Genomic DNA, 14,856 nt, shown 5'->3' on the forward strand with positions numbered 1-14,856 from the left:
GTGCGCCTCCCCGGATTACTTGCAGCGGCGGGGCATTCCCCGTCATCCGGACGAGTTGCAGCGGCACGACTGTCTGGTGATGCGTTTTGGTGGTGCCCCCGATCGCAATTGGGGATTCGAGGTTAATGGAGCACCCTATCGGGTACAGGTGGCTGGCCAGCGGGTAACCAACAACGGTCTGCTGGTACGCCGCTGGTGTCTGCAGGGGTTGGGGCTCTGTTTCAAATCCTGGTGGGATGTGCAGGAGGATCTGGCCAGAGGCGCATTGCAGGAAGTGCTGGCCCCCTTTTCAACCACCCCTTCCCGCTTGCAACTGGTTTATCCCTCTAGTCGAAGTCAACCGCGCCGGGTGAGGGCCTTGATGGATGCGATCGCTGACCAGCTGGGTGCTGGGATCCCTCGCTAGCCGGGTTCCCTTGCGAGAGAGTGCGCTCAACAAGCGCCGCCACATGGGGGCGGTGGCGCGTGTTGTGAAGGCGGCGGGGTTAGCTGTGGATCGGGGTGACCCGGGTCAGCATGGCAAAGCCCTCTTCCACTTGAGTGAGCTGTACCTTGACCTCCCCCAACTCGGCGAGCGAGGCAACATGGGTGCCACCACAGGGAATGGTCACCTCCTGGCCTTCCAGTATGCAGTGCCAGTAACGGGAATCGATGATCGCCTCGCCAGCGCGGCTGCGGCGGATTTCGCCCCCGGCTGCGATCCAGTCGGCCAGCTGCCGGTTGACCTTCTCTTCAATCAGCGCCAGATCTGCCAGCAACGCCTCGCTGTTGACCCCCTTTTTGCGCAGGCTCTTGCCGATGCGGTACTGCTCACGTGAGCCCATAGGCTCGACCCGCGAGCTTTGAATTGCAAGACGATCGAAGTCGGGCTGACCCAGAGCATCGCGCTCGCTTACCTCCTTGCGCCAGTAGGGGGTTAGTACTCGATTGAGCGCCAGTGCGGCCAGATGGCAGCCGCTATGGCCCAGACTCAGGGCGTGGCGGGCAGCGCTATCTACTTGCAATTCGACCTGGCTACCGATGGCCAGCGCGTGGTCTCCGGTCAGCGGGTGGACCACCACGAAACGCCACCCCTCAGCGCCCCGTTTGGCCGGAATGGCAGTATCGACAAACAGCTCGCCATCCGGGCTGATAGCCCCCATCCGGCAAGGGCCAATGGCGGCTTCGCCCCCTTCCCAGCGAGCATGGCCCACGTCCCCCGGCTGATCGGGCCAGAGGTGGCTCTGGGGATGAAAGGGGGTGAGGTCGGTGACCAGCAGCGTGGTGTCACCGCGCTGGCAGCAGACCACGCTGGCCTGCTCCTGATGATGGCCCAGCACGAAGCTGGCTCGGGTATGTTCCATGGCAAGGCTCCCGCAACGATAAATGAGAAGAGAAAGCGGCAGCATACGCCAAAGTGTGAAGAGGCTCATTAACCAGTGTTAATGAGCCCCTCTTCTCGGTTTTACGGTTCGCTAGATCATGGCAACCAGCAGATAGGCGTTGAGGCCGATCACCAGCGCAACGATAAGGCGTCCTACCGCCTGGGTGACGGGGTGGTTGCGATGTTGCCCCATCAGCGCCCGATCGCCGGTCAGCATCAACAGCGGGATCAGGGCCAGCGCGATGCCAAAGCTCAGGATCACCTGACTCAGCACCAGAATTTCGGTGGTGTTGAGACCCATGGCGATCACCACGAAGGCGGGAGCCATGGTGATGGCGCGACGCAGCCAGAGCGGGATGGTAAAGCGGACAAATCCCTGCATCACCACTTGCCCGGCCAAGGTGCCTACCACGGTAGAGCTGATGCCGGAGGCGACCAGCGAGAGGCCAAACAGGGTGGCCGCCGCCTGACCCAGCAGCGGAGTGAGGGTCTGATAGGCGGACTCCAGCTCCGCCACCTGCTGGTGGCCCGAGCTGTGGAACGCAGCGGCCGCCATCGCCATCATCGCCAGATTGACGAAGCCGGCGATGGTCATGGCAATCGCCACATCGACCCGGGTGGTGTGCAGCCGCTGGCTGACCGAGCCCTGATCCTGCGTGTGCTGGGTCAGTGCCGAGTGCAGATAGATAACGTGGGGCATCACGGTGGCCCCGAGCACACCGGCGGCCAGATAGACGGCATCGCTGTTGGGCAGACCGGGGAAGAGAGCCCCTTCCAGCAGGCTGGGCAGATGGGGGCGGGAGAAGATCAGCTCGACGATGTAGGCTGCCGCGACAAACAGCAACAGGCCGCCGACCACGAACTCCAGCGGTTTCTGGCCACGGGATTGCAGCATCAGGATCCCCCAGGTCACCACGGCGGTGATGCAGGCCCCTTCAAGCAAGGTCACGCCAAGCAGCAGCTTGAAGCCGACTGCGGCGCCGATAAATTCGGCGAGATCGGTGGCCATGGCGATGATCTCTGCCTGCACCCAGTAGGCCCAGACCGCCGGTTTCGGCAGTCGGTCGCGGATGTGCTCCGCCAGATTCTTGCCGGTGACGATACCGAGTTTGGCCGAGAGGGTTTGCACCAGCATGGCCATCAGGTTGGCCCATACCACCACCCAGAGCAGTTGGTAGCCAAAGGTAGAGCCCGCCTGAATATTGGTGGCGAAGTTGCCCGGGTCGATATAGCCAATGGCGGCGATAAAGGCAGGCCCGAGCAGGGTCAGTTTGAATTTGCGGGCTGGAATCGTAGTCGTCAGTGCGGGTTGCATGGCATCACCCTCCATAAGGATATGGAGAGAGAATAAATCTAAATGATAATTGTTATCAATTGTTGTTTCTGATGATTTCCATCGGGAAAAACATTTAAGGCAGTCAGTTGCAGTGAGGGATGTGATTTCGTACAATACGCCGCCCTAGAAAAGCAGCGACTAAACACCTTTATGTTCCTTGCCTCCGAGGTCTGGCTGCACCTGGGCGGAGGCTGAATTAATCCGTAAGGAGCTAAAATGCGTCATTACGAAATCGTCTTCATGGTTCATCCGGACCAGAGCGAGCAAGTTCCCGGCATGATCGAGCGTTACACCGGCGCCATCACCACCTCCGGTGGTACCATTCATCGCCTGGAAGATTGGGGCCGTCGTCAGCTGGCTTACCCGATCGACAAACTGCACAAAGCCCACTACGTTCTGATGAACGTAGAAGCAGAGCAAGCCGTTATCGATGAGCTGGAAACCAACTTCCGCTTCAACGATGCCGTTATCCGCAACATGATCATGCGCACCAAGCACGCCGTGACTGAAGTTTCTCCGATGGCCAAGGCCAAAGAAGAGCGCTTCACCCGTCGTGACGACGAGCGCCGCGAAGAAGCTACTGAAGCTGCTTCCGAAGAGTAATTCTGGATCACTGACTAGAGGATAAAGGCCATGGCACGTTATTTCCGTCGTCGTAAGTTCTGCCGCTTCACCGCCGAGAACGTTACCGAGATCGACTACAAAGATATCGTTACTCTGAAAAACTACATCACTGAATCTGGCAAGATCGTACCGAGCCGTATCACCGGTACCCGCGCCAAGTATCAGCGTCAGCTGGCACGCGCCATCAAGCGTGCTCGTTACCTGGCTCTGCTGCCGTACACCGATCTGCACAACAAGTAAGAATCGGTCCGGCACTTAAGCCTAACTCAACGAAATTTATAGAGGAAAGGTAATGCAAGTTATCCTGCTCGACAAAATCGCCAAACTGGGCGGTCTGGGTGACCAAGTTTCTGTTAAAGCTGGTTATGCCCGTAACTTCCTGATCCCGCAAGGCAAAGCTGTTATGGCCACCAAGGCCAACATCGAAGCTTTCGGTGCTCGTCGCGCTGAGCTGGAAGCCAAACTGGCTGCCAACAAAGCTGCTGCTGAAGAGCGTGCTGCCAAGCTGGCCGAACTGGCTACCGTGGTTATCGCTTCCAAGTCTGGCGACGAAGGCAAGCTGTTCGGTTCCATCGGTACCCGTGACGTGGCTGAAGCCATCACTGCTGCCGGCGTAGCCGTTGCCAAGAGCGAAGTCCGCATGGGCAACGTTCTGCGTAACACCGGTGACTACGAAGTTGCTGTTCAGCTGCACGCTGACGTTAAAGCAACCGTACAGATCCAGGTTGTTGCCCTGTAATAGCGATTCGCTTTTGCAGAAAAAACCCGCGCTTTTGCGCGGGTTTTTTATTTTCCGGCCCGGGGGTAGAGTGAAGGTCTGTTCCACTGGAGGAGATCCTTATGGCTTGGGTAGAAGGCCGCGTCATCGAACGCATCGAATGGACACCCACCCTGTTCTCCCTGCAGGTAGCGGCCGAGCTGGCCCCCTACAAGGCAGGTCAATTCACCAAGCTGGCCCTTGAGCAGGGCGATCGCCGCATTCAGCGCGCCTACTCCTTCGTCAATCCTCCCTCTGCGCCATACCACGAGTTCTATCTGGTCGAGATCCCGAGCGGTGAGCTGACTCCCTCGCTCGGCTCGCTGCAAGCAGGCGATACCCTGCTGGTGCAATCCCAGGCCACCGGTTTTCTGACGTTGGATGAGGTACCGGCCGGGCGCGATCTCTGGCTGCTCTCGACCGGCACTGCCATCGGCCCCTTCCTCTCCATGCTGGCCGATGGCGAGGCGTTCAACCGTTTCGATAATCTGGTGCTGGTGCACGGGGTGCGCAAAGGCGAGGAGCTGAGCTATCAGGATTTGATCGCCAGCTTTGCCGAGCAACATGGCGAGCGCTTTCGCTATGTCCCCTTTGTCAGCCGCGAGCCCTGGCCCGATGCAATGGCAGGGCGGATCCCGGCGGCGATTGCCAGCGGCCAGTTGCAGCAGCGGGTAGGGTTGGAGTTTTCACCCGAGCTGAGTCAGGTGCTGATCTGTGGCAATCCGGAGATGGTGAAAGAGACCCAGCAGACCTTGCTGGCGTTGGGGTTGGCCAAGAATCTGCGGCGGGCGCCGGGCAATATCAGTGCGGAGAATTATTGGTAAAACAATCAGCACAGGGGCGCCAGGCCCCTGCTGCATCAGGTGAGGGCGTTCAGTTCTTCTTGCCGTTGCCCTTGTTCTTGTCATGGTGTTTGTCGTGACCCTGTCCCGGGTTATTGCCGCTGTGGATACTGCGGTTGTAGTGATCCCGGTACTTGCCATCCATCTTGTCGCAGTTGAGCTTGATCCGGCTGTCGCCAATGCCAAGATCCAGGCAGTTGTCTTGCCACCAGTCGTACTCTTTATCATCCCAGTCGAGATTGATCTTGAGGTCATCGCCGGAGATCTTGATGCCATCGCTATTTTTGCTTGGCGGTGCTGCAACCGCGATGCCGTGCGCCATCAGCAGGGAGAGCAGCAGGGCATTTTTGTTCAGCATGGTTCTGGTCGGTGCGCTCATATTGCAATACTCCATGACATTACTGGTTATTACCCTGAGGGGCGGAGAGCTGGTTGGTGCTGGGCGGCTGGTTGCGGTTCTCTTCATCTTCCAGATTGAATTTGACCGCCCTGCAGTCGGCCGGGGCGGTTTCGCCGACCCCCAAGTCGAGGCAGTCGTTCTGGGTCCAGCCGAACTGCTTGTCATCCCAGTCCAGATTGAATTTAAGCTCATCGACGGAGAATTCGGAGCCACTGCTCTCTTGATATTGCTGGGTCGCTGCGGCGCTGCCGGTAATCAGGAGAAGGGAGAGTAGCAAAGTGGTCTTACTGTTCATGATGGCCTCGGATAATTGCAACGGTGGATGAGTGTACAGACCGGAGCTGAACCCGGGCGGAACTGTTCCCCATCTCACCACATGATCAAGTCAGGGAGGGATTGTATCGCTTTTCTGCTGCCGATTTGTCCGTTTTGGTCGCACTCTGGGCAGCTGGTTGCCAATCTGAAGGAATTCAGTCATTTGCCCTTCTCTGGGCGAGTCTGGCGACTATAATCGGCAGCCAACTTTTCCTGCACAGCACACCCCTTCATCATGACCACACAGGACTCCTCCGCGCTGCGCTACCCCAAGGGGTGGTTTGCTCTGACGACGGTATACAGTTTCACCGGGTTGGCCATTCTGGCTTCCATTATCTTCTCCCTGCTGCTGTTCCTCTCCATCGATGACAACCCGCTGATGAAGTGGCTGTTCGGCGGCTTGGCCATCATCTTCGAGCTGGGCAAGTTTTACGTCTGGTACGAGTACGGCGAGCGCAAGGCGCGGCGGGATTTGAGTGGCGCTTTCTGGTCGCTGCTGTTCTACAGCGTGCTGGCGGCTATCTCCATCGGCGGCAGTATTGGTGGCATCAACAGCGCCACCAATACGGTACTGAGCCAGCAGGCGCGCCACGAGCGGGAGCTGGCCCGTTTCGACGAGCAGATCGCCAGCATCGAGCGGCAGATCCAGCTCAACGAGGAGGCGGCCCGCAAATATATCGAGCTGGAGCGCATCTCCAGCGGCGTTTCCTCGTTGCAGCACGCCAACACCAAGCTGCGCTTGCAGCAGGATGAGCTGCGTCAGCAGCGCGATGCCAAGCCGGTCAACGAACAATCCTCCATGCTGGGGCTGATGAGCAGTCTGGCGGACGGGGTAGGGATGAGCATCAGTCAGGTGCAGTTCCTGCTGGTCTGCTTCCTCTCGGTGCTGCTCGACGTGTTCGGCGCCTTCTTCGTCAGCCTGATCGGCGAGGAGAACCGCTTTCGCCGGATGTGGTGCTGGCAGCAGGATCAAGCTCGCAGAGAGGCGCAGGAGTCGTTGGCGATGGCAGCCCAGCCAGAGCCCATCATGCCCCCCGAGCCCGCCCCCGAAGTGCTGGCGCAGGTGCGCGGTGCGCTGGTGAGCGGTGAGCTCAAGTGCAGCAAGCGCTCGGTGGCGCAGGCACTGTCACTCTCGCTGGAGGAGGTGGATCGGGTGTTCCACCATCTGCTGTCGCAAGGGGTACTGGGTCAGGGCAGCAATCGCCATTATCATCTGCGTACTGACAGCGATTGAACCCGTTTTATTCGAACCAGACTAGGCCATCATAAGGACGTGTCTTGAGTGAATCGAGGCGACTGGCAAGGTTGCCAACATGGATCTCTAGTTGATGACCGTCCGGGTCCTTTAGATAGAATGAGTCCCCTTCGCTGCTATTTGTCTTCCACTCTTCGATGCCCGCCTGGCGCAGGCGGGCACAGAACTCTGAGAAGTGTTCCGCAGCGATACTTAGGGCGACATGGCTATAGTCTTCGGCGGGTTTAGCGGGGTCACTGGAAAGGCAGAGCCACAGCTCCCCCAGAGTTAAATAGGCCCCGCGAGCCCATCGCACCTTGGGGCGAAAACCGAGTAAATCAACGTAAAACGTAAAGCTCTTTTCAAGATCTCCCGTTGCCAAGGTCAAATGATTCAATCCGCTCAGCATTGTTGCTCCCTTTATCCAATATCAAACGCGTAACCATTAGTTGGTCAGCACCATCATCAGGCTGAGGAAGGCGGCCAGTCCGCCACCGATGCCGATGATCCAGTAAAACCCCTTGGCCCCCTGTTTGAGCGGGATGCGGAAGTAGAGCAGAAACGCCCACCACCCCAGTGCCAGCAACAGAGGAATAAGAAACATTCGAGCCATGGTGCCCTCGCTGTTATTCTGTTGACCCTTGATCAATCAACAGGATGGATTGTGCAATGACGCAACTACAGATTACCGCATTCGGTGACCCCTCGGTACTCAAGCTCAACCCTTCCCTCGATAAGGTGCCAGCCGATGGTGAAGTACGGGTGCGCATCTGCTTTGCGGGGGTGAACCCCATCGATGCCAAAACCCGCGCCGGTCTTGGCTGGGCGGCGGCCCAGAACAAGGACAAGCTGCCCTGGACACCGGGTTATGACATCTCCGGCGTGGTGGAGAAGGTGGGCCCCGGTGTGACCTCGCTGGTCGAGGGGGATCGGGTGTGCGGCATGGTCGGTTTTCCCCTTACCGCAGGTGGCTACGGGGAATCTGTGGTGGCAAGCGAAGGCGAGCTGGTCAAGCTCGACGGAGTGAGCCTGCAGCAGGGGGCGGCGCTGCCGCTGGCCGGTCTCACCGCCTGGCAGGGGCTGCTTGAGCACGGCGGCCTCCAGAGCGGTCAGCGGGTATTGATCCTTGCCGGTGCCGGTGGTGTCGGCCATCTGGCGGTGCAGTTTGCCAGCGCCTATGGCGCCGAGGTGGTGGCTACCGCCAGCTCCGACAACCATGGCTTCCTGCACGCTCTGGGGGCGCGCTGGATGGTGGATTACCATGATGCGAACTGGCCAGCACGGATGGTGACAGAGGCCGGTCAGGTCGATCTGGTGCTGGATCTGGTGGGGGGCGAGAGCGGCAAGGCGGCACTCGCCTGCGTCAAGCCGGGTGGCCGCCTGGTGACGGTGCCCACCATCACCGCCCAGCAGATCAAGGATGCTGGTGCTGCGGTGGGGATCGAGGTGGTCGGCATGCTGGTTCACCCCGACCAGAAGCAGCTGAGCCAGATGTTGCTGCTGCTGCGTCAGGGGGAGGTGAGGGTCACCCTCGCCGATGAATTCCCCCTGGCCGAGGGGGCGCGGGCCCATCAAGCCATCGAAGGGGGTCATGTACGCGGCAAACTGTTGCTGCGGATGCCTGCGGCCGACGGTTATCCTGCATGAGCGAGATGATGGAGATGGCACATGGTGTGGCTGTTATTGAGCGCCTCGCGTCCTTGCCTGGGTGGTGGGGACGCGCATCATGAATGAGTTAATGGGGTTGGGGCTCGGATGGCTCTTTTTAAGTGCCTTTACCTCCGCCACCCTGCTGCCCGGTAGCTCCGAAGTGCTGCTGGGGGCCATGGCGGCCAAGGGGGAATGGAGCATGGCGAGCCTGCTACTGTGGGCAACGCTGGGCAATACCCTCGGATCCATGACCACCTGGTGGCTCGGCTGGCTCGCCACCTTCAAGAAGAAACCGGAAGATTTTCAAGGCCGTGGGGAACAAAAAGCCTTAGGCTGGCTCAAACAACATGGTCACTGGTGTCTGCTGCTTGCCTGGACGCCGGTGGTCGGTGATGGTCTCTGTCTGCTGGCCGGTTGGCTGCGTCTCTCCTTCTGGCGCTCTCTTATCCTGATCGGGCTCGGCAAATTGTTCCGTTATGCCCTGGTTTTTCTGCTGGCCAGCCATATTTTCTAGCCTGTTTTTGTCACTCACGAGGTTACCGTGAACAAAGTCATACCTTTAACGATTCTGCTGGGCTTCACCCTGCCGGTGATGGCGGCACCGACCCTGATCGCCGAACAGGGCAAGGAGGAGGGCAAGCTTGCCATCCCCTACCAGATGTACAAGCTGGACAACGGCCTGACCGTGATCTTGGCCCCCGACCGCTCCGATCCGCTGGTGCACCTCGATGTGACCTATCACGTCGGCTCATCCCGCGAGACGGTCGGCAAGTCCGGTTTCGCCCACTTCTTCGAGCACATGATGTTCCAGGGCTCGAAACACGTCGGTGATCAGGAGCATATGCGGATCATCAACGAGGCCGGTGGTGACATGAACGGCACCACCAACAAGGATCGCACCAACTACTACGAAACCGTGCCTGCCAACCAGCTGGAAAAAGTGCTCTGGCTGGAGGCGGATCGGATGGGCTTCCTGCTCGATGCGGTGAGCCAGAAGAAGTTCGAGATCCAGCGCGCCACCGTCAAGAACGAACGGGCCCAGCGGGTCGACAACCAGCCGTACGGGCTGGTGAGCGAGAAGGTGGGGGAGGCGCTCTATCCGCGTACTCACCCCTACTCCTGGCAGCCTATCGGTTACGTGGAAGATCTCGACCGGGTCGATGTGAACGACCTCAAGCAGTTCTTCCTGCGCTGGTATGGCCCCAACAACGCCACCCTGACTCTGGGCGGCGACTTTGACAGCAAGCAGGCCCTTGCGTGGATCGAGCAGTACTTCGGCGCCATCCCGCGCGGCCCGGACGTGGCCGAACCGACGCCAAAGCCGGTGACCCTGCCCGAGACCCGCTACGTGACGCTGCAGGACAAGGTACACCTGCCGCTGCTCTATATCAGCTACCCCACCGTCTCCCTTGGTGATCCGCAGGAGCCGGCGCTCGACATGTTTGCCGACGTACTCGGCGGCTCCGCCAGCGCCATGCTCTACCAGTCGCTGGTGAAAACCGGCAAGGCGATCGATGTGGGGGCGTCCCACTACTGCGAAGAGCTGGCCTGTACTCTGACCGTCTACGCCTATCCCAACCCGACGGTAGATGGCAGCCTCAAGACTCTCAAGGGGGAGGTGGACAAGGTGATCGGCGAGTTTGCCCAGCGCGGCCTCAAACCGGAAGATCTGGAGAAGGCGATCGCCAAGTACCGTGCCTCCGCCATCTGGGGTCTGGACAGCGTCTCCGGCAAGGTGAGCCAGCTCGCCATGGGTCAGGTGTTTGCCCAGGATCCCAACTATGTGTTCAAGACCCTCGATGCCATCGGCAAGGTGACACCGGAGCAGGTGAAGGCGGCCTACGACAAGTTCATCGCCGGCAAGCCTGCGGTGGTGCTGAGCGTGGTGCCCAAGGGCAAGACAGAGTGGCAGGTTGCCACCCCGAACTTTACCCCCGCCAAGCGCGAGCTGCCGGATTACAGCAAGCATGACGAAGCGTTGGCTGAACGACCGGTAAAAGACAATTTCGATCGCAGCGTGCAGCCCAAGGCGAGCGAGGCGGTGAGCGTCAAGGTGCCCGCCATCTGGCACGGCAAGCTCGACAAGAACATCGAGATCATCGGCACCAAGAGTGACGAGATCCCGGCTGTATCCATCATGATCGCCCTGCCGGGCGGCATGCGTGCCGAAGATAAGGGGCAACTGGGGCTGGCCAATCTGACCGCCGCCATGATGGGGCAGGGCACGGTGCGCCTGACCGAGGCTCAGCTGAGCGATGAGCTGCAAAAGCTGGGCTCAAGCATCGATGTCTCCAGCGCCCAGTACAACAACCTCATCACCGTCAGCTCGCTGGCGGACAAGTTGCCCCAGACCCTGGCGCTGGTGCGCGAGGTGCTGGAGCGCCCAGGCATGCGGGAGGCGGACTTCGAACGGGTCAAGGCGCAGTTGCTGCAAGGGATGCAACAGGCCCAGCAGCAGCCCGAGTGGCTGGCCGGGCAGGCGTTCCGCGAGCTGGTCTACGGCAAGCAGAACCGCCTCGGTCAACCTACCGACGGGGTAGCGGCCGATGTGGCCAAGCTGACCCTGGCGGACGTGAAGCACTTCTATCAGGCCTACTACAACCCCACCAACGCCAAAGTGGTGGTGGTCGGTGATGTGGATCAGAAGCAGATCGAGGAGCAACTTGGCTTCCTGACCGAGTGGAAGGGGGCAACGCCGACCCTGGGGGATCTCAAGCTCAAGGGTGAGCAGGCCAAGCCGGGCATCTATCTGGTCGACAAACCGGGGGCGCCCCAGTCGGTGATCCGCATCGGTCGTCGCGCCATGCCGTTCGATACCACGGGGAATTACTTCACCGCCGGGCTGATGAACTTTAACCTGGGTGGCAACTTCAACAGCCGCATCAACCTCAACCTGCGGGAAGACAAGGGCTACACCTACGGCGCCAGCTCGGGTTTCTCCGCCAACCGCGAGGTGGGCACCTTCGCCACCGGCGCCAATGTGCGGGCCGATGCGACCGTGGATGCCATCCGCCAGTTCCTCAAGGAGATGGACAACTACCGCAAGAGTGGCCCGACCCCGGTCGAGCTGGCCTATATGCGCAGCGCGGTTTCCCAGCAGGATGTCCTCTCCTACGAAACCCTCGATCAAAAGGCGGGCTTCCTGCTGCAGATGGTGATGTATGACCTGAAACCGGACTATGTGCAGGCGCAGAACAAGCTGATCAAAACGGTGTCACCCGAGGCGCTGAAGGCCAGTGCCGCCCGTTGGCTCAATCCGGCCGACATGGTGATCGTGGTGGTGGGAGACAAGCAAAAGCTTGAAAAACCCCTGAAGGAGCTTCATCTTCCCATCTATCCGCTGCAGTTGCCGTAACTGACGCTTTATAAAAATCAAGAGCCGCCTCGGATGGGGCGGCCTCACATGAGCCGTGAATATGACTACAACAAGCTTGTCACTCACCGAGTTGCTGAATGCGTTGGGATCACCGGAGCGCCTCACCGCGCTCAAGGGGATCCGGCGCGGGATCGAACGTGAATGCCTGCGCATCACGCCGGATGGCCGACTCGCCCAGAGTGACCATCCCCGGGCGCTGGGCTCGGCCCTGACCCATCCCAATATCACCACCGACTACTCGGAGAGCCTGCTGGAGTTCATCACCCCGGCCACCGACTCCATCGACAGCCTGATGGAGCAGCTCGGCGACATCCATCACCATGTGATTCAGCATCTGGGTGACGAGCGGATTTGGCCGCTCTCCATGCCCTGCTTCGTCGGCGGGGAAGAGAGCATCCGGCTGGCCCAGTACGGCAGCTCCAATATCGGCAAGATGAAGACCCTCTACCGTCAGGGCTTGAAGAACCGCTACGGCAGCCTGATGCAGGTGATCGCCGGGGTGCACTTCAACTTCTCCATGCCTGACAGCTTCTGGAGCGAGTGGCAGGATCTGGTGTGCGAAGGGTGCTGCAGCCAGCGCTTTATCTCCGACAAGTACATGGGGCTTATTCGCAACGTCTACCGCTTCGGCTGGCTGGTGCCCTATCTGTTTGGCGCCTCCCCGGCCATCTGCGAATCCTTCCTCAAAGGGCGCAAGAGCAACCTGCCGTTCGAGAAGACCGGCAAGGGCACCCTCTATCTGCCTTACGCCACCGCGCTGCGTCTCTCTGATCTGGGTTATACCAACAGCGCCCAGGCTGGGCTCAAGATCAGCCACGACAATCTGCCGGCCTATGTCAGCAGCCTGCGCCGCGCCATCAACACCCACAATCCCGACTTTGCCAAGATCGGGGTCAAGGTGGATGGGGAGTATCGTCAGCTCAACGACAACGTGTTGCAGCTGGAGAACGAGCTTTACGCCCCAATCCGGCCCAAGCGCACCCCGCGCAGCGGCGAGAAGCCCTCGGATGCGCTGGATCAGCGCGGCATCGAATACATCGAGCTGCGCACCGTGGACGTCAACCCTTTCACCCCGCTCGGCATCGATGCCGACCAGATCCGCTTCTTTGACCTGTTCCTGGTCTGGTGCCTGCTGCGCCCCTCTCCGGTGCTGAGTGACAAGGAGATTGCCCGCAACCGCCGCAACCAGAGCAAGGTGGTACTGGAGGGGCGTCGCCCCGGCCTGACGCTTGAAGATGAGCAGGGCAATGCTATTGGCCTCAAAGAGTACGGCCTCAAACTGTTCGACGAGCTGGCTCAGGTTGCCGACCTGCTGGATCGCTGCTGCGGCCGCAACCGCTATCGCGAGACGCTGGCGATGCATCGCGAGAAGCTGCTCAACCCCGAGCTCACCTACTCCGCCCGCATGCTTAAGGAGCTGCTGGAGAGTGGCAAGGACAACGGCTGCTATGGCGACAAGCTGGCGACCCGCTATCGCGAGGAGCTGCTGGCAGGGGAGCTGCAGTACTGGGATGAGGCCTACTTTGCCGGTGAGGCGAAGGATTCGCTGGCCAAGCAGCGGGAGCGCGAGCGCAGCGACAGCCTGTCGTTCGATGACTTCCTGGCCGACTACTTTGGAACCAGTACCACAGCGGCCTGAAGACGGGTTCGTACCAACCAAAGTGCCAACAAAAAGCCGCTCGAGTGAGCGGCTTTTTGGCATCCGCCATCAGGGCAACGTCATAGAAAAGAGCCGCAATGGGCGGGTCTGGGTCGGGCCAGGTTCTTGCCCCCAGTAGCCTGATGCTGAGCATCAGGTTTGCTCGTTGCTGCCGCTCTGGATGGATGAGCGACGCCCGGCGGGTAGCATCCGAGTAACCAGATTGCTGCGCTGACACCATGAGGTGAGCACGATGGCCAGCAGGTGCAGACCTATCAGCCCCTGTAGCGCCACCACGCACCACTCATGCCACTCGTCAGCCCCCAGTTCAAATCCCGTCTCGGTATTTTGAAACCAGCCGCTGCCTGCTGTCGCCAGCACGACCAGCCAGAGCGCCCACACGGCCAGCTTGCCGCTGCCGTGATGGCCCGGTGCCGGAGGCTGCCGCTCACGCATCTCGCGCGCCTGCTGGCGAAAATCCTCACCACTGGGGATCAGGGCGCCAAGGCGGGCGTAGCCACGGGCGAAAGTGAGCCCCCAGATCAGCCGCAAGGAGACCAGCCCAATGGCGCCGTAACCCAACCACTCGTGCCACTCCTCGCCCGCTTCGTTAACCCAGAGGTTGCCGATGCAGACCGCCGCCAAGCCCCAGTGAGTCAGGCGAACCAGCGGATCCCAGCGAAAGGGCTCACCCTTTTTGCTTGGCATATTTGTGATACTCCTTCTTCAGGTCGTTGACCTTGGCCAGATGTTCGCGCGCCTTGGCCTCATCACCCGCCTTGAGTGCGGCCAGGCTGGCATCCAGCTCGGTCTGTACCTCGTTCATCCCTTCAAGGAACTTCTCTTTCTTGGCTGCCGGCATGTTCTTCTGCTTGGCCACATCCAGCTGGGCCTTCATCTCATTGATATGCTTCTCCATGGTGGCTGCATCATCAGCCTTGACGGCTTGCTTGTAGTTGAAGCCAATCTTCTTCATAGGCTGTTCCAGATCAGCCGCCACGGCAGGCAGGGTCATCAGGCCAAATATCAGAGGCAGCAGCAGGGGGCGGACGGTTTTCAACATGGGATTTCCTTATATAACGACATGTTCGAATTGTTATGGGTGCTTATGAATCCAAACAAGAATTCATCACCAGCATGATGCCATGACTCAGGGTGAAGAGTTTGTGAAAAATGATGTTTTTTGTGGCAAATGGTGACAGGGATGTGGTGCTTGTTTGCACTCGGTAACTGACTGAGTTCGGATAACGCAGGATAAGAGGAGGAAAGGGTAAACAGCAGCAAAAAACCTGCCGTAGCGGCAATGCTGTTCAGATTGAG

General features: G+C 59.8%; 19 protein-coding genes. 10 read left to right on the forward strand and 9 right to left on the reverse strand.

Annotation, left to right across the window (positions count from 1 at the left end; translation table 11 throughout):
• On the forward strand, positions 1–406 hold a 406-nt coding region (locus ACRAUW_RS12560; protein WP_431362544.1), incomplete at its 5' end, for a substrate binding domain-containing protein.
• A 79-nt stretch (positions 407–485) separates the two neighbouring features.
• On the opposite strand, the gene ACRAUW_RS12565 is transcribed toward ACRAUW_RS12560, so the two are convergent.
• Both ACRAUW_RS12565 and ACRAUW_RS12570 read right to left on the reverse strand, forming a co-directional pair.
• Positions 486–1,343 carry a hypothetical protein gene (locus tag ACRAUW_RS12565; protein WP_431362545.1) on the reverse strand — a complete coding sequence of 286 codons (858 nt, stop codon included), beginning with the start codon at positions 1,341–1,343 and terminating at the stop codon, positions 486–488.
• A gap of 111 nt (positions 1,344–1,454) precedes the next feature.
• Entirely contained in the window at positions 1,455–2,678 is a 1,224-nt protein-coding gene (locus tag ACRAUW_RS12570; protein ID WP_005340487.1) for an Nramp family divalent metal transporter, read from the reverse strand.
• Positions 2,679–2,915: 237 nt separating this feature from the next.
• Here ACRAUW_RS12570 and rpsF point away from each other — a divergent pair, with 237 nt between their 5' ends.
• The 4 genes from rpsF to ACRAUW_RS12590 all read left to right on the forward strand — a co-directional run bounded on the left by rpsF (position 2,916) and on the right by ACRAUW_RS12590 (position 4,904).
• Entirely contained in the window at positions 2,916–3,302 is a 387-nt protein-coding gene (rpsF, locus tag ACRAUW_RS12575) for a 30S ribosomal protein S6 (RefSeq protein WP_005308887.1), read from the forward strand.
• 30 nt (positions 3,303–3,332) lie between these two features.
• Positions 3,333–3,563: a 30S ribosomal protein S18 gene (gene rpsR, locus ACRAUW_RS12580; RefSeq protein ID WP_005308890.1), complete on the forward strand. Its 231-nt coding sequence runs from the start codon at positions 3,333–3,335 to the stop codon at positions 3,561–3,563.
• A 52-nt stretch (positions 3,564–3,615) separates the two neighbouring features.
• Positions 3,616–4,062 carry a 50S ribosomal protein L9 gene (gene rplI, locus ACRAUW_RS12585; protein WP_005308892.1) on the forward strand — a complete coding sequence of 149 codons (447 nt, stop codon included), beginning with the start codon at positions 3,616–3,618 and terminating at the stop codon, positions 4,060–4,062.
• A gap of 101 nt (positions 4,063–4,163) precedes the next feature.
• On the forward strand, positions 4,164–4,904 hold the full coding sequence (locus ACRAUW_RS12590; RefSeq protein ID WP_431362546.1) for a ferredoxin--NADP reductase: 741 nt from the start codon (positions 4,164–4,166) through the stop codon (positions 4,902–4,904).
• Between the two features lie 49 nt (positions 4,905–4,953).
• On the opposite strand, the gene ACRAUW_RS12595 is transcribed toward ACRAUW_RS12590, so the two are convergent.
• Together ACRAUW_RS12595 and ACRAUW_RS12600 are read right to left on the reverse strand one after the other, a co-directional pair.
• Positions 4,954–5,280: a hypothetical protein gene (locus ACRAUW_RS12595; protein ID WP_431362556.1), complete on the reverse strand. Its 327-nt coding sequence runs from the start codon at positions 5,278–5,280 to the stop codon at positions 4,954–4,956.
• Between the two features lie 40 nt (positions 5,281–5,320).
• Positions 5,321–5,617, reverse strand: a complete 297-nt coding sequence (locus ACRAUW_RS12600) for a hypothetical protein (RefSeq protein WP_431362547.1) — start codon at positions 5,615–5,617, stop codon at positions 5,321–5,323.
• A gap of 255 nt (positions 5,618–5,872) precedes the next feature.
• Between ACRAUW_RS12600 and ACRAUW_RS12605 the strand changes: the two genes are divergently transcribed.
• A complete protein-coding gene (locus ACRAUW_RS12605; RefSeq protein ID WP_431362548.1) occupies positions 5,873–6,871 on the forward strand; it encodes a Preprotein translocase subunit SecY in 999 nt (332 codons plus the stop codon).
• A gap of 7 nt (positions 6,872–6,878) precedes the next feature.
• On the opposite strand, the gene fos is transcribed toward ACRAUW_RS12605, so the two are convergent.
• Positions 6,879–7,280: a fosfomycin resistance glutathione transferase gene (gene fos, locus ACRAUW_RS12610; protein ID WP_101531115.1), complete on the reverse strand. Its 402-nt coding sequence runs from the start codon at positions 7,278–7,280 to the stop codon at positions 6,879–6,881.
• A gap of 36 nt (positions 7,281–7,316) precedes the next feature.
• Positions 7,317–7,484, reverse strand: coding sequence for a hypothetical protein (locus ACRAUW_RS12615; RefSeq protein WP_162516863.1), 168 nt, complete (start codon positions 7,482–7,484; stop codon positions 7,317–7,319).
• A 56-nt stretch (positions 7,485–7,540) separates the two neighbouring features.
• Here ACRAUW_RS12615 and ACRAUW_RS12620 point away from each other — a divergent pair, with 56 nt between their 5' ends.
• The 4 genes from ACRAUW_RS12620 to gshA all read left to right on the forward strand — a co-directional run bounded on the left by ACRAUW_RS12620 (position 7,541) and on the right by gshA (position 13,536).
• On the forward strand, positions 7,541–8,518 hold the full coding sequence (locus ACRAUW_RS12620) for an NADP-dependent oxidoreductase (RefSeq protein WP_431362549.1): 978 nt from the start codon (positions 7,541–7,543) through the stop codon (positions 8,516–8,518).
• A 79-nt stretch (positions 8,519–8,597) separates the two neighbouring features.
• Complete coding sequence (locus tag ACRAUW_RS12625; RefSeq protein ID WP_431362550.1) at positions 8,598–9,035, forward strand: YqaA family protein; 438 nt, start codon at positions 8,598–8,600, stop codon at positions 9,033–9,035.
• A gap of 27 nt (positions 9,036–9,062) precedes the next feature.
• Positions 9,063–11,876: a M16 family metallopeptidase gene (locus ACRAUW_RS12630; RefSeq protein ID WP_431362551.1), complete on the forward strand. Its 2,814-nt coding sequence runs from the start codon at positions 9,063–9,065 to the stop codon at positions 11,874–11,876.
• Between the two features lie 61 nt (positions 11,877–11,937).
• The gene (gshA, locus tag ACRAUW_RS12635; RefSeq protein ID WP_431362552.1) at positions 11,938–13,536 is read left to right on the forward strand and encodes a glutamate--cysteine ligase; all 1,599 of its coding nucleotides are present in this window, start codon (positions 11,938–11,940) and stop codon (positions 13,534–13,536) included.
• A 153-nt stretch (positions 13,537–13,689) separates the two neighbouring features.
• Here the strand turns inward: gshA and ACRAUW_RS12640 are convergent, their stop codons facing one another.
• From ACRAUW_RS12640 to ACRAUW_RS12650, 3 genes are all read right to left on the reverse strand, one after another.
• The gene (locus ACRAUW_RS12640) at positions 13,690–14,244 is read right to left on the reverse strand and encodes a cytochrome b/b6 domain-containing protein (protein WP_431362553.1); all 555 of its coding nucleotides are present in this window, start codon (positions 14,242–14,244) and stop codon (positions 13,690–13,692) included.
• The gene (locus ACRAUW_RS12645) at positions 14,225–14,599 is read right to left on the reverse strand and encodes a cytochrome b562 (protein ID WP_431362554.1); all 375 of its coding nucleotides are present in this window, start codon (positions 14,597–14,599) and stop codon (positions 14,225–14,227) included. The genes ACRAUW_RS12640 and ACRAUW_RS12645 overlap by 20 nt, the downstream gene beginning before the upstream one ends.
• Positions 14,593–14,856: hypothetical protein (locus ACRAUW_RS12650; protein WP_431362555.1), on the reverse strand; the 264-nt coding region annotated here is incomplete at its 5' end. The genes ACRAUW_RS12650 and ACRAUW_RS12645, both read right to left, overlap by 7 nt.

Source organism: Aeromonas sp. (assembly GCF_050633025.1).
Lineage (GTDB): Bacteria > Pseudomonadota > Gammaproteobacteria > Enterobacterales > Aeromonadaceae > Aeromonas.

Excerpts from the sequence above, each read along its gene's own strand:
- ACRAUW_RS12565 (WP_431362545.1), bottom strand. The coding sequence starts at position 1,343 with ATGGAACATACCCGAGCCAGCTTCGTGCTGGGCCATCATCAGGAGCAG.
- ACRAUW_RS12570 (WP_005340487.1), bottom strand. The coding sequence starts at position 2,678 with ATGCAACCCGCACTGACGACTACGATTCCAGCCCGCAAATTCAAACTG.
- rpsF (WP_005308887.1), top strand. The coding sequence starts at position 2,916 with ATGCGTCATTACGAAATCGTCTTCATGGTTCATCCGGACCAGAGCGAG.
- rpsR (WP_005308890.1), top strand. The coding sequence starts at position 3,333 with ATGGCACGTTATTTCCGTCGTCGTAAGTTCTGCCGCTTCACCGCCGAG.
- rplI (WP_005308892.1), top strand. The coding sequence starts at position 3,616 with ATGCAAGTTATCCTGCTCGACAAAATCGCCAAACTGGGCGGTCTGGGT.
- ACRAUW_RS12590 (WP_431362546.1), top strand. The coding sequence starts at position 4,164 with ATGGCTTGGGTAGAAGGCCGCGTCATCGAACGCATCGAATGGACACCC.
- ACRAUW_RS12595 (WP_431362556.1), bottom strand. The coding sequence starts at position 5,280 with ATGCTGAACAAAAATGCCCTGCTGCTCTCCCTGCTGATGGCGCACGGC.
- ACRAUW_RS12600 (WP_431362547.1), bottom strand. The coding sequence starts at position 5,617 with ATGAACAGTAAGACCACTTTGCTACTCTCCCTTCTCCTGATTACCGGC.
- ACRAUW_RS12605 (WP_431362548.1), top strand. The coding sequence starts at position 5,873 with ATGACCACACAGGACTCCTCCGCGCTGCGCTACCCCAAGGGGTGGTTT.
- fos (WP_101531115.1), bottom strand. The coding sequence starts at position 7,280 with ATGCTGAGCGGATTGAATCATTTGACCTTGGCAACGGGAGATCTTGAA.
- ACRAUW_RS12615 (WP_162516863.1), bottom strand. The coding sequence starts at position 7,484 with ATGGCTCGAATGTTTCTTATTCCTCTGTTGCTGGCACTGGGGTGGTGG.
- ACRAUW_RS12620 (WP_431362549.1), top strand. The coding sequence starts at position 7,541 with ATGACGCAACTACAGATTACCGCATTCGGTGACCCCTCGGTACTCAAG.
- ACRAUW_RS12625 (WP_431362550.1), top strand. The coding sequence starts at position 8,598 with ATGAATGAGTTAATGGGGTTGGGGCTCGGATGGCTCTTTTTAAGTGCC.
- gshA (WP_431362552.1), top strand. The coding sequence starts at position 11,938 with ATGACTACAACAAGCTTGTCACTCACCGAGTTGCTGAATGCGTTGGGA.
- ACRAUW_RS12640 (WP_431362553.1), bottom strand. The coding sequence starts at position 14,244 with ATGCCAAGCAAAAAGGGTGAGCCCTTTCGCTGGGATCCGCTGGTTCGC.
- ACRAUW_RS12645 (WP_431362554.1), bottom strand. The coding sequence starts at position 14,599 with ATGTTGAAAACCGTCCGCCCCCTGCTGCTGCCTCTGATATTTGGCCTG.